General features: G+C 62.9%; 8 protein-coding genes and 1 pseudogene. All 9 read left to right on the forward strand.

The window, feature by feature from the left end; genetic code table 11:
* The first annotated feature begins 67 nt into the window (after nt 1-67).
* Nucleotides 68-3,886, forward strand: a complete 3,819-nt coding sequence (gene rpoB / locus VN934_03325) for a DNA-directed RNA polymerase subunit beta (protein HXM17823.1) — start codon at nt 68-70, stop codon at nt 3,884-3,886.
* Nucleotides 3,886-7,332, forward strand: a pseudogene (gene rpoC / locus VN934_03330) (DNA-directed RNA polymerase subunit beta'). Before rpoB ends, rpoC begins: the two are co-directional and overlap by 1 nt.
* 327 nt (nt 7,333-7,659) lie before the next feature.
* Nucleotides 7,660-8,724, forward strand: coding sequence for a hypothetical protein (locus VN934_03335; GenBank protein ID HXM17824.1), 1,065 nt, complete (start codon nt 7,660-7,662; stop codon nt 8,722-8,724).
* Between the two features lie 4 nt (nt 8,725-8,728).
* Complete coding sequence (locus VN934_03340; protein ID HXM17825.1) at nt 8,729-9,394, forward strand: HAD family hydrolase; 666 nt, start codon at nt 8,729-8,731, stop codon at nt 9,392-9,394.
* Between the two features lie 169 nt (nt 9,395-9,563).
* Nucleotides 9,564-10,376, forward strand: a complete 813-nt coding sequence (locus VN934_03345) for a hypothetical protein (protein ID HXM17826.1) — start codon at nt 9,564-9,566, stop codon at nt 10,374-10,376.
* Between the two features lie 288 nt (nt 10,377-10,664).
* Complete coding sequence (rpsL, locus tag VN934_03350; protein ID HXM17827.1) at nt 10,665-11,102, forward strand: 30S ribosomal protein S12; 438 nt, start codon at nt 10,665-10,667, stop codon at nt 11,100-11,102.
* An 8-nt stretch (nt 11,103-11,110) separates the two neighbouring features.
* Nucleotides 11,111-11,581, forward strand: coding sequence for a 30S ribosomal protein S7 (rpsG, locus tag VN934_03355; GenBank protein HXM17828.1), 471 nt, complete (start codon nt 11,111-11,113; stop codon nt 11,579-11,581).
* A gap of 45 nt (nt 11,582-11,626) precedes the next feature.
* Nucleotides 11,627-13,705 carry an elongation factor G gene (gene fusA, locus VN934_03360; GenBank protein ID HXM17829.1) on the forward strand — a complete coding sequence of 693 codons (2,079 nt, stop codon included), beginning with the start codon at nt 11,627-11,629 and terminating at the stop codon, nt 13,703-13,705.
* Between the two features lie 25 nt (nt 13,706-13,730).
* Nucleotides 13,731-14,116 (forward strand): GTP-binding protein (locus VN934_03365; protein ID HXM17830.1); only part of this gene is annotated, 386 nt, incomplete at its 3' end.

Here is a 14,116-nt window from a genome sequence, read left to right on the forward strand (position 1 = left end):
AAATAACTCGCTGCAAGCGCGAACGCCGTTCGCGCATGCGCCATTGGCGAAGGTGTAAGCCCCTGTAATGAAGACCCCTAAAGAAGCCAAGCCGCGGGCCTCAGCCCGCGTGCCTCGAGACGGCAAAGCCGCAAAAGCCGTAAAGGCCATCAAGCCGAAGGCGCCCGCGCGCCGCAAAGCGCCGATGATGTCGCGCGCGCGCTTGCGCGCGCCGCGCCCGATCGCGCGCCTCTTGCGCCTTACGGACCCGAGGGCGGCGCTTGAAGCGCTCATCGAGACCAAGGGCGTCGTCAAAGCCGTCGAGGGGACGAGCCTCGACCTGCGCCCGCCCGGCCAGCGCCGCGAGCGCTTCGGTTTTGCCAAGATCCCGCACGTGCTCGACATCCCGGATCTGATCGAGCTGCAGCGCGAGTCCTTCAATTGGTTCATCACCGAAGGGCTGCGCGAGGCCTTCGCATCGATCTCGCCGATCAAAGATTTCACCGGCAACCTGATCCTGGAGTTCGGCGAGCATAGCCTGGGCGACCCCAAGTACACGGTCGAGGAGTGCCGCGAGCGCGACATGACCTATTGCGCGCCGCTGCGCGTGCGCGTGCGCCTCATCACGTCCGAATCGGGTGAGATCAAAGGCATTCCCGACCAAGAGATCTTCATGGGCGATCTGCCGCTCATGACCGACAAAGGCACGTTCATGATCAACGGCGCCGAGCGGGTCATCGTGAGCCAGCTCGTGCGCTCGCCCGGCGTCTATTTCTTGCAGGATACGGACACCAACGGCCGGCCGATCTTCATCGCCACGGTCATCCCGAATCGCGGCGCATGGATCGAGTTCGAGACCGACAACGGCGGCAAGAACGACACCACCGAAGGCACCATGGGCGTGCGCATCGACAAGAACCGCAAGATCATGGTCACCACGTTCGTGCGCGCGTTGGACAAGAAGTACGAGACCGATGAAGCGCTGATCAAGCTCTTCGCGGATCCGCTGACCGGCGAAGTCCCGCCGATCATAACGAATTGTCTTGAAAAGGACAAGGACGTCAAGACGCGCGAGGACGCGCTCAAGGAGGTCTACAAAAAACTGCGCCCGGGCGAGCCGGAAAACCCGGACAACGCCGAGACGCTGCTGCGCAACACGTTTTTCGACGACAAGCGCTACGATCTCGCTTCGGTGGGGCGCTACAAGCTCAACCGCAAGCTCGCGCAGCAATTCGCCTTGATGAACATGGACCCGCCGCGCATCGAAGAGGTCAAGGATAGCCATGGCCGCGTCAAGGAAAAGGCGGTCCGGCACCTTACCAAAGAGGACATGATCGGCGTCGTCCGCCACTTGGTGGCGGTCTGGAACGGCAACCAGCATATCGACGACATCGACCACTTGGGCAACCGCCGCGTGCGTTCCGTGGGCGAACTGCTGCAGAACCAATTCCGCGTCGGCTTGCTGCGCCTGGAGCGCGTGGTGCGCGAGCGCATGACCGTTCAAGACCTGGAGACGGTCACGCCGCAGGTCCTCATCAACATACGTCCGGTGGTGGCTGCGATCAAGGAGTTCTTCGGGTCCAGCCAGCTGTCGCAATTCATGGACCAGACGAATTCGCTCGCTGAGCTGACCCACAAGCGCCGTCTGTCGGCGCTCGGTCCGGGCGGCCTGTCGCGCGAGCGCGCAGGCTTTGAAGTGCGCGACGTCCACCACAGCCACTATGGGCGCATCTGTCCGATCGAGACCCCGGAAGGTCCGAACATCGGCTTGATCGGCTCGCTGGCGACCTACGCCAAGGTCAACCGCTACGGCTTCATCGAGACGCCATACCGGATCGCGCGCAAAGGGCACGTCACCGACGACATCGTCTATCTCACCGCCGACGAAGAGGACCAGTTCCGGATCGCGCAAGCCAACTCCGAGTTGGATTCCAAGAATCGGCTGATGGGAGAGCGCGTGGTGTGCCGCTACGCGGAGGAATACATCGAATCGTCGCCCGCCGACGTGCACCTCATGGACGTCTCGCCGAAACAGATCGTCTCGGTCGCGACGGCGCTCATCCCGTTCCTCGAGCACGACGACGCCAACCGCGCGCTGATGGGCGCCAACATGCAGCGCCAGGCGGTGCCGCTGTTGGTGCCGGAGGCGCCGCTGGTCGGGACCGGCATGGAATATCGCGCCGCGAAGGATTCCGGCGGCGTGGTCGTGGCCGAAGAGTCGGGCGAAGTCGTGGGCGTCACGGCCGATCGCATCGAGGTCAAGAACAACAAGGGCCTCGTCAAGAATTATGCGTTGCTGAAGTACACGCGTTCGAACGCCGGCACGTGCATCAATCAGAAGCCGATCGTGCAAAAGGGCGACCACGTCAAGAAAGGCTCGATCATCGCCGACGGCCCCTCCAGCAGCGCCGGCGAGCTTTCGCTCGGCCAGAACATCCTGGTGGCGTTCATGCCGTGGGAAGGCTACAACTACGAGGACGCGATCCTGATCTCGGAGCGCCTGGTCAAAGACGATCGCTTCACCTCGATCCACATCGAAGAATACGAGTGCGAAGCGCGCGACACGAAGCTCGGCCCTGAAGAGATCACGCGCGACATCCCCAACGTCGGCGAAGACGCGCTGCAGGACCTCGACGAGCAGGGCATCGTGCGCATCGGCGCCGAGGTCCGGCCCGAAGACATCTTGGTCGGCAAGGTGACGCCCAAGGGCGAGACCGAGCTGACGGCTGAGGAGCGCCTGCTGCGCGCGATCTTCGGCGAGAAATCGCGCGAAGTGCGCGACACCAGCTTGAAAGTGCCGCACGGGGAAAAAGGCAAGGTCATCGACGTCAAGGTCTTCAAGCGCGAGAACGGCGACGAGCTGTCGCCGGGCGTGAACGAGCTCGTGCGCGTCTACGTCGCGCAAAAGCGCAAGATCATGCAGGGCGACAAGATGGCCGGGCGTCACGGCAACAAGGGCGTCATCGCCAAGGTGCTGCCGGACGAAGACATGCCGTATCTGCCCGACGGCGAGTCGGTGGACATCGTGCTCAATCCGCTCGGCGTGCCGAGCCGCATGAACGTCGGTCAGATCATGGAGACGCATCTCGGCTGGGCGGCTAAGCTGCTGGGCTTGTTCATCGCTACGCCGGTGTTCGACGGCGCGCGCGAGGCGGACATCCGGGAGTGGCTGGAGCGATCCAAGGTGTCGGGCAAGACCGCGCTGTACGACGGCCGCACGGGCGAGAAGTTCAACCGCGACATCACCGTCGGTTACATCTATATGATGAAACTCGCGCACTTGGTGGACGACAAGATCCACGCGCGCTCGACAGGACCGTACTCGATGATCACGCAGCAGCCGCTGGGCGGCAAGGCCCAGTTCGGCGGCCAGCGTTTCGGCGAGATGGAAGTGTGGGCGCTCGAGGCCTATGGCGCGGCGTATACCCTGCAAGAGCTGCTCACCGTGAAGTCCGACGACGTGGTCGGCCGAGTCAAGACGTACGAAGCCATCGTCAAGGGCGAGAACGTGCTCGAGCCGGGCGTGCCCGAGTCGTTCAAGGTGCTCATCAAGGAGCTGCAATCGCTCGCGCTCGACGTCAAGGTGTTGACGGAGAATCGCGAAGAGATCGAGATACGCCTCACGGACGAGGATGCGAGCGAGAAGGCGAGCGAGATCGGGTTGCTCATGGGCGACGAAGATCCCAAGCTGGTGGCTCCCGCACCCACGACCGCGGCATCGCGGCCGCGCCGCGCCGGCGCGGAAGCGGATCCCGAGGAAGCCGAAGCCATGGCGGCGGCGACGAGCACCGTCGTGGTGGACACCGAGCCGGAGGAAGAAGACGAAGACGCGCTCGGTGGCGACGAGCCTTCTCCGGAGAGCGCAGGCGAAGCCCCGCTTGGTTCGATTGAGGATGTGGAACCGTAATGGTAGACGTAAATAACTTCGACGCGATGCGCATCGGGCTGGCAAGCCCGGAGCAGATCCGCGCGTGGTCGTTCGGGGAAGTCAAAAAGCCCGAGACGATCAACTACCGCACGCTCAAACCCGAGCGCGACGGGCTGTTCTGCGAGAAGATCTTTGGTCCGACCAAAGACTGGGAATGCCACTGCGGCAAGTACAAGCGCATCCGCTTCAAAGGCATGATCTGCGATCGCTGCGGCGTCGAGATCACGCGCGCGAAGGTGCGCCGCGAGCGCATGGGCCACATCGAACTGGCGACGCCGGTCACGCACATCTGGTATTTCAAGGGTGTGCCGAGCCGCATCGGCATTCTGCTGGACATGTCGCCGCGCCAGCTCGAGAAGGTCATCTACTTCGCGGCCTACATCGTCATCGATCCCGGCGGAACGCCGCTGCAAAAGCGCGAGATCCTCACCGAGCAGAAGTACCGCGAGAACCGCGAGAAGTACGGCAATGCGTTCCGCGCCGGCATGGGCGCCGAGTCGGTGCGCGAGCTATTGCGCGACCTGCACCTCAACAAACTGCAGGCCGAGCTGCGCAAAGACTATCTCGAGACCAGCGGCCAAAAGCGCATCAAAGCGATCAAGCGGCTCGAGGTCGTCGAGGCGTTCTTGCACTCCGGCAATAAGCCCGAGTGGATGATCCTGTCGTGCGTGCCCGTCATTCCGCCCGAATTGCGCCCCATGGTGCAGCTCGACGGCGGCCGCTTCGCGACGTCGGACCTCAACGATCTGTACCGCCGCGTTATCAATCGCAACAATCGTCTGAAGAGATTGCTGGAGCTGTCCGCGCCCGAGATCATCATCAAGAACGAGAAGCGTATGCTGCAAGAAGCAGTGGATGCGCTCATCGACAACGGCCGCCGCGGCCGTCCGGTGACCGGCCCCAACAATCGGCCGCTCAAGTCGCTGTCGGACATCCTCAAAGGTAAACAGGGGCGTTTCCGCCAGAACCTGCTCGGCAAGCGCGTGGACTATTCAGGCCGCTCGGTGATCGTGGTCGGCCCCAACTTGCGGCTGCACCAGTGCGGCCTGCCCAAAGAGATGGCGCTCGAGCTTTTCAAGCCGTTCGTCATGAAAAAACTCGTCGACCGCGGCCAAGCGCACAACATCAAGAGCGCGAAGCGCATGGTGGAGCGCGTGCGGCCGGAGGTCTGGGACGTGCTGGACGAGGTCATCAAAGACCATCCGGTGCTGCTCAACCGCGCTCCCACGCTGCATCGCCTCGGCATCCAAGCATTCGAGCCGGTGCTGGTGGAGGGCAAGGCGATCCAGATCCATCCGCTCGTGTGCACCCCGTACAACGCCGACTTCGACGGCGACCAGATGGCCGTCCACCTGCCGCTCTCCGCGGGCGCGCAGGCGGAGGCGCGCATCCTGATGCTGTCGAGCAACAACATCTTGCAGCCCTCGTACGGCAGTCCGGTCTCCATCCCGACTCAGGACATGGTGCTTGGTCTGTACTACTTGACGATCGACTCGAACACGGCAGGCGCCATGCCGATGAAGAAGCGCGACGACGGCAAAGTCGAGCCGCGCGCGTTCTTCTCACCCAAGGAATCGCAGATCGCGTACGACACGCACGCCATCTCGCTGCACGAGCCTATCCGCGTGCGTTGGGACGATGGCAAGCTCATCGAGACCACGCAAGGCCGCGTCATCTTCAACTTGGCGTTTCCGCAGAACTGGAACCACCCGTTCGTCAACAAGACGGTCGACAAGAAAGGCCTGACCGCGCTCATCGCCGATTGCTACCGGCACTACGGCAATGCGGAGACGGCGAATTTCCTCGACCAGATCAAGACGCTCGGCTTCCGTTTCGCGACGCTCTCGGGCACGACCGTCTCGACGATGGACATCGTCATCCCGAAGAAGAAGGCTGCGCTGATCCAGGACGCCGACAATCAGGTGGCACAGATCAACGAACTGTATCGTCAGGGCCTGTTCTCGGACGACGAACAGTACAACAAGACGATCGACGTGTGGACGAAGACCGGCGAAGCGGTCACCCAAGCCATGCTCGCGGAGCAGGATCGGCTGAACCCGATCTTCATGATGGCGACGTCGGGCGCGCGGGGTTCCATCGCGCAGGTCAAGCAGATCGCCGGCATGCGCGGTTTGATGGCCGACCCGTCGGGCCGCATCTTGAGCATCCCGATCAAGGCCAACCTCAAAGAAGGCCTGACCGTGCTCGAGTACTTCATCTCGACGCATGGCGCGCGCAAGGGTCTTGCGGACACCGCGCTGCGCACGGCCGACTCGGGCTATTTGACGCGCCGGCTCGTGGACGTCGCGCAAGACGTGATCGTGCGCGAGCAGGACTGCGGCACGGGTGATGGCATCCACGTCAGCGATATCGCGGTCGGCAAAGAGATCATCGAACCGCTCGTCAACCGCATCGTCGGCCGTTACAGCCTGATCGATGTCGTCAACCCGAATGACAAGAAAGACGTCATCGTGCGCCGCGGCGCGGAGATCGACGAGGACGCGGCGTCGCGCATCGTGGCGGCCGGCATCGAGAAGGTCGGCATCCGCTCGGTGCTGACCTGCGACGCCAAGGTCGGCGTGTGCGCGATCTGCTACGGCCGCAATCTCGCGACCGGCGGCGCAGTCGACATCGGCGAGGCGGTGGGCATCATCGCCGCGCAGAGCATCGGCGAACCCGGCACGCAGCTCACGCTGCGTACCTTCCACACCGGCGGCGTGGCCGCCGAGGACATCATCACCGGCTTGCCGCGCGTCGAGGAGCTCTTCGAAGCGCGTAAGCCGAAGGGCCAGGCGATCATCACCGAAGAGTCCGGTTCCGTCCACGTGCAGGAAGACAAGGGCATCCGCGAGGTCGTCGTCACGGACGCGGAAGGCGAAGAGCACGTCTACGAGATCCCGTTCAACGTGCACATGACCGCGCGAGACGGCGATCGCGTCGAAGCGGGCGATCAGCTCTGCGAGGGCTCGGTCAACCCGCACGACATCCTGCGCATCAAAGGCGAGACCGCGCTGCAGAACTATCTCGTCCAAGAAGTGCAAAAGGTGTATCGCAGCCAGGGCGTGGACATCAATGACAAGCACATCGAAGTGATCGTGCGCAGCATGCTGCGCAAGAAGAAGGTCACCGATCCCGGCGACACGACCATGCTGCCGGGCCAGATGTTCGACAACGAGAAGTTCAGCGATCGAAACGCGCAGGCGGTCGCCGACGGCAAGGAGCCGGCCAAGGCCGACACCGTGCTGCTCGGCGTCACCAAGGCGTCGCTCGCGACCGAGTCGTTCCTCTCGGCGGCATCGTTCCAAGAGACGACGCGCGTGCTCACCCAAGCGGCGATTGAAGGCAAGTACGATCCGCTGCTCGGCCTCAAAGAGAACGTGATCATCGGCAAGCTCATCCCGGCGGGCACGGGCATGCCGAAGTATCGTGGTGTCGAGGTCTGGGGCAAGGGCCGTCCTCGCTATGTCGAGTTGGACATCTTCGGAACTTCGGATGAAGCGCCGCCGCCTGATGGTGAGCTGGCCGCCGTCACCGCGCCTTCCGCGCCTGATGGCGAGCTCGCGAGCAGCGAGGCGCCGCCGGTGGTGGCGCCGGACATCTCCACCGAATTGGATATGTAGTGCCGGGGCTTTAGCCCCGGGAACATCATCTAATGCCGGGGCTTATCGCCCCGGCCTTTTCTTTTCGACACGCTCGTAGTTGGGAAAGAGAAGGAGAGCGAAGGGCGACCCGAACGTCAGAAGGAGCCTAAAGTGAGAATCGTCACCCCCGGCATTATCGCTGCAACGATCATCCTGAGCCTGAGCGGCTGCAGCAGCAGCAACCCTTTGGCGCCGTCGATATTGAATCCCGACATCTTTCCCTTCAAAACCGTCAGCAACATCGGCTCGATCATCGACCCGACCAACGGTGACCGGAATCCGTACGGCCTGGCGATCGCTCTGAGCGATACCGGTCTCTTCACCAGCGGCGATCTTGTCGTCTGCAATTTCAACAACTCTTCGAACGTCCAAGGCACCGGCACGACCGTGGAATACATACACCCCGCGAGCGGCTCGACGGTTCACCGCTTCGCCCAAGACGCGACGCTGCTCGGCTGCGGGTCCGTTTCGGTCTTGCCTGACGACCACGTCGCGGTGACCGCGAAACTCGCGAACGACGTCGTCATCTACGACCCCTCGGCGTCGACGAAAGTCACGCTGAGCGGCTCACCGTTCAACGGACCGTGGGGCTCGACGTACGCGAACAGCCTGACGAAGCCGGCGATCTACGTCTCGAACGCGAACGACGGGAGCCTGGTGCGCATCAACGTGCTCGGTCCCACCTCGTATTCCACGGAGACGATCGCCACCGGTTTTTCGGTCAACGGCGGCGCCCCGGGCAACATCTTCGCCCCCTACGGCATGGCGTACAACCCCGCCAACGACACCTTGTACATCGCCGAATCGAATAGCAACAAGCTCATCGCGATCGCGAACGTGTCGAGCGTCGGGGCAGGCGGCATCACCGTTTCCGGCAGCGACTCGACCTTTGGTGGGACCTCAGGCTCCTCGGCGCATGCCGTCTTGAGCGGTGCTCCGCTCAACAACCCGCTCGGCGCCTCGCTGCTGGTGAACGGCAACATCGTGGTCGCCAACTCGGGCGACAATCTGATGATCGACGTGACGCCCGGCGGGAAAGTCGTCGGCACGATGAGCCTGGACGCCGGTGCAGCGGGCGCGTTGTTCAGCCTCGCGGCCGTGCCCGGAACCTTCCAACAACAGATCGTCTACTTCAACGACAGCAACGACAACACGGTCAAGGTGCTCACCCCCTAGAGGCATGGATGTCCGCGCCATCCTCTTCGATTTCGACCACACCCTCGGCGTGGACAATCGCCTCGAATTCGACGTGCTGCATGGCCTCGTGCACGAAGCGTGCGGCGCTCCGCCGGCCGAGGATGACGTCATCGCATGCCTGGAATCTTTTCGCTCGGGCAGAGTACCGCTGGACGACGCGCTGTCTTCGGCGTTCGCGCGTTGGGGCTGTCCGCCGCCGAGGATCGCCATGATAGTGCGAGATTTCCGAAGACGCGCGCTCGAAGAGGCTCCGCAGCGCGTGCGTCCCATGCCGGGCGCGCACCAGACCGTGTTGGAGCTTGCAAGGCGCGCCGTGCCGATCGCGATCATGACGAACGGATGGCGCGAATTGCAGCATCTCAAGGCGCGCCTGATCGATTTCCCGGGACCCGTGTACTCTTCGGAGGAGTTAGGCGCGTGGAAACCGGCGCGCGAAGCCTTCGAGCGCGTCGTGTCGCTGCTCGAACTCGCGCCGACCACGACGCTGTATGTCGGAGACAGCCCGGAGACGGACGTCGCCGGCGCGAAGAACGCGGGTCTGCTCGCGGCCTGGGCCGATCTGGAAGGCAAAACGTATCCGGAAAACGTCATAAAGCCGGACATCGTCATCACCGCGCTCGTCCAGCTGCTAGGACTCGCGCCCCCCTAGCGTTTAACGTAACCTCTAGAATGGGTAACCATGTCCTAGCGTGAGCACGCTATGAGGAGTTGCATAATGCGCGGATTCGCGACGATCGCCTTGGCGGCAACGGCCGCTATCGTTTCTGCCTGCACGTCGAGCACCCAAACGACCCCCCCCGCCGCCGCCGAACCCGAATTTGTATCTGACGACGTGCGTCGGCACGCACTTCGTCAACGTCTATAACCCGCCGTTCACCGGCGCCACGACTCCCTCGATCAGCGTTCCATTTCCTTCCGGCTCGGTGTGCACCAGCGCTGTCCTGCCGTTGCCGAACAATCAGCTCGCTGTCGGTACGTTTTCCGTCGGCTGGTACATCTACCAGCTTCCGCTGAGCAGCTCGAGCGCTCCGATCGCCCACGTGACGACGCCGGCAAGGGTCGGAGGGTTTGCCGTCGATTCGTCAGGCAATCTCGCTGTGTCTGATAACGGCAACAGCAAGATCGACATTTTCGCGCCGCCGTTTTCGAGCAGCAGCACGTTCTCGGTGCAGTTCGCGTCGGGAAGCCGTCCGTATACGCTTGGACTCGATCCGAGCGGCAAGCTTTTCGTGGGGAACTGCTCGTCACACACCGTGACCGTCTACACGCCGCCCTTCACGAATTCCACGACGCCAAGCGCGACGATCTCCCCGGCGGGTACACCCTGTAGTGAGGGCATAGGCGTCGACGCGGCGGGCAACCTTTATGTCGGCGATTTCACAACGAGCAACGTGTACGTCTACAATCCGCCATACTCCAACTCAAGTCTACCGGTGACGACGATCGCCGGCGGCCCCAGCGGTACGAACGAGCCGGCCGGATTCGCGTTTGATCGCTTCGGCAACGTCTACATCGAGAACTATGGCGCCGCCACGATTACCGCATTCACGCCGCCGCTTAGCGCGTCGAGCGTGCCGCTGTTCACGATGCCCACGGAAACGCAGCCGTTCGGCATGTCGTTCGGGCCCTAAACGCGGGAACCGAGGCGAGCCGGCCGATGGTCGGCTTGACGCCTCTCACCCCGCTTTGGTACAATACGTTGGTTGGGCGGGTGCCTGGATTCCAGGCTCCGCACTTACCCAGGCCGGCTAGCTGCCCAAGGGTGGCTGCCGGGCCGGAGAAATCCCCGGAGGTTTGTTTCCCACCGGTCCACTGACCACTTCGTGCTCCTAGGCGGGACACCCCAGGGAGAGGCAGCTGCGCTCGCGCGCGTTGTCTCATTTGCTTTCTAATAGGGCTCATTTGTCACGAGGGAACACTTGCCGACCATCAGTCAGTTGGTTCGCCGCGGACGCGAAAAAGTCAAAAAGAAATCGAAGTCGCCGGCGTTCTTGGTGGCGCTGACCGGCGCCAAACCCGGGCACCCGGACCTGCCGCAGCGCACCAAACTGATCAAGAAGGGCAACCCGCAACGGCGCGGCGTGTGCACCCAAGTGAAGACGATCACGCCGAAAAAACCGAACTCGGCGCTGCGCAAAGTGGCGCGGGTGCGACTGACCAACGGCATCGAGGTCACGGCCTACATTCCGGGCATCGGACACAACCTGCAGGAGCACTCGGTCGTGCTCATCCGCGGCGGCCGCGTGAAAGATCTGCCGGGGATCCGCTACCACATCATCCGCGGCACGCTGGACACCCAAGGCGTCCAGAACCGCAAACAAGCGCGCTCGAAGTACGGCGCGAAGCGCCCCAAATAAAGGAAGACATGCCGCGTAAAGGACCCGCGCAAAAACGCCAAGTGCTGCCCGACCCGCGCTTCAACTCGCGGACGATGGCGCGCTTCGTCAACAAGGTCATGCTCCGGGGCAAGAAGAGCGTGGCCGAGCATAGCGTTTATGGCGCGTTGGACATCGTCCAGCAGAAGACGGGCAAAGACCCGATGGACGTCTTCACGCAGGCTCTCAACAACGCGATGCCGCTCATCGAAGTGCGCCCGCGCCGCGTCGGCGGCGCGACGTATCAAGTGCCGATGGAAGTGCGCCCCGATCGCCGTCAGGCGATGGGCATGCGCTGGCTGATCCAATTCGCGCGCAAGCGTCCGGGCCGCACGATGGCGGATCGGCTCGCCGCCGAGCTGATGGACGCGGCGAGCAACCAAGGCAACACCGTCAAGAAGCGCGAGGACACGCACCGCATGGCCGAGGCGAACAAAGCGTTCGCGCACTATCGTTGGTAACGCCCTAGAATGAAATCCACCCTCGAACATTCACGACCAAAAGGAATGGCAAGACAATTCAGTCTCGCGGATACGCGAAACATAGGCATCGCAGCTCACATCGACGCCGGCAAGACGACGACGACCGAGCGCATCCTTTTCTATACCGGCCGCACGCACAAGATGGGCGAAGTCCACGAAGGCGCTGCGACGATGGACTGGATGGAGCAAGAGCAGGAGCGCGGCATCACGATCACCTCCGCCGCGACCACGTGCGTGTGGAACGACACGCGCATCAACATTATTGATACGCCCGGCCACGTGGACTTCACGGTCGAGGTCGAGCGCTCCATGCGCGTGCTCGACGGCCTCGTCGCGCTGTTCGACGCCGTGGCGGCCGTGCAGCCGCAAAGCGAGACCGTGTGGCGCCAGGCCAACAAGTATAGAGTCCCGCGCATCATCTTCATCAACAAGATGGATCGCACGGGCGCCGACTTCTATAACGCCGTGACCAAGATCCGCGAACGGCTGGGCGCGCCGGCCACGCCGATCATGCTGCCGGTCGGCCAAGAAGATCAATTCAAAGGTTTCGTAGATCTCCTGACCGAGACGGCGACGATCTACACCGACGACCTCGGCAAGGCGATGAGCGAAGTCGAGATGCCGGCCGACATGAAGGAACTCGTGCGCCGTTATCGCGGCGAATTGATCGAGCGGGTCGCGGAGACCGACGAGCACCTCACCGCGAAGTACGTCGAAGGCAAGGAGATCTCAGCAGCAGAGATCGCCAAGGCGCTGCGGACCGCGACGATCAAGGGCATCGTCATCCCGGTGCTGTGCGGCTCTGCGTTCAAGAACAAGGGCGTGCAGCCGCTGCTCGATGCGATCGTCGACTATCTCCCGTCGCCGATGGACCTGCCCGACGTCACGGGCATCGACCCGGACCATCCGGACAAGATGCTGACCCGCAAACCGTCTGACGATGAGCCGTTCGCGGCGCTCGCGTTCAAGGTCATGAGCGATCCGTTCGTCGGCAAGCTGACGTTTTTCCGGACCTATTCGGGGACGCTGAAGGCCGGCTCGTACGTCTACAACTCCACCAAGGGTCATAAGGAGCGCATCGGGCGCATCCTGCGCATGCACGCCAATCACCGGGAAGACGCCGAGAGCGTCGAGGCGGGCGACATCGCGGCGGCCGTGGGCCTGAAGAACACGACCACCGGCGACACGCTGTGCGACGAGAAGCATCCCATCGTGCTTGAGAACATCACCTTCCCGGAACCGGTGATCAGCCAGGCGATCGAGCCCAAGACCAAAGTGGATCAGGAGAAGCTCGGGCAGTCGCTGGTCAAACTGGCCGAAGAAGACCCGACCTTCAAGATGCGCACCGACGAAGAGACGGGCCAGACTATCATCTCCGGTATGGGCGAGCTGCACCTCGAGATCATCGTGGACCGTATGCTGCGCGAGTTTGCGGTCGACGCCAACGTGGGCAAACCGCAGGTCGCCTACCGCGAGACCATCAAGCGCAAGGCGCACGGCGTCGGGCGGTTCATCCGGCAGTCGGGGGGGCGCGGCCAGTATGGTCATGCCGAAATCAACATCGAGCCGAACGAAGCCGGCAAGGGCTTCGAGTTCGTCAACAAGATCGTGGGCGGCTCGATCCCGAAGGAATACCATTCCGCGGTCGAGAAGGGCATCATCGAAGCCCTCAACAGTGGTGTGCTGGCTGGCTATCCCGTCGTCGACGTCAAGGCCACCCTGGTCGACGGCTCGTACCACGAAGTCGACTCGAACGAGATGGCCTTCACCATCGCCGGCTCGATGGCGGCCAAGGACGGCATGCAGAAGGGCCAGCCGACGCTGCTCGAGCCGATCATGAAGGTCGAGGTCGTCATGCCCGAGGAGTTCATGGGCGAGATCCTCGGCGACCTGTCCTCGCGCCGCGGCCAGATCCTTGGCATGGAAGGCCGCGCCACCATGCAGGTGGTGCGCGCCTATGTTCCGCTTGGCAACATGTTCGGTTACGCCACGGACCTTCGGTCCAAGACCCAGGGTCGCGCCGTTTACAGCATGGAATTTCATCACTACCAGGAAGTCCCGAAATCAATCGCGGAAGAGATCGTCGCGAAGTCAAGAGCCTAGAGGAGGACGTTAAGAAGGAGTAACAATGGCGAAGAAGAAGTACGAGCGCACCAAGCCGCACGTGAACGTGGGAACCATCGGTCACATCGACCATGGCAAGACCACACTGACCGCGGCCATCACCAAGGTCCTGTCAAAGAAGGGATTCGCTGAATTCCGCTCCTTCGACTCGATCGACAATGCCCCCGAAGAGAAGGCTCGCGGCATCACGATCGCGACCGCGCACGTCGAGTACGAGACGGAGAAGCGTCACTACGCGCACGTCGACTGCCCCGGGCATGCCGACTACATCAAGAACATGATCACCGGTGCCGCCCAGATGGACGGCGCCATCCTGGTCGTGGCCGCGACCGACGGGCCGATGCCGCAGACCCGCGAGCACATCCTGCTGGCGCGCCAGGTCGGCGTGCC

Origin of the sequence: Candidatus Tumulicola sp. (assembly GCA_035601835.1) — a bacterium.
Lineage (GTDB): Bacteria > Vulcanimicrobiota > Vulcanimicrobiia > Eremiobacterales > Eremiobacteraceae > DATNNM01.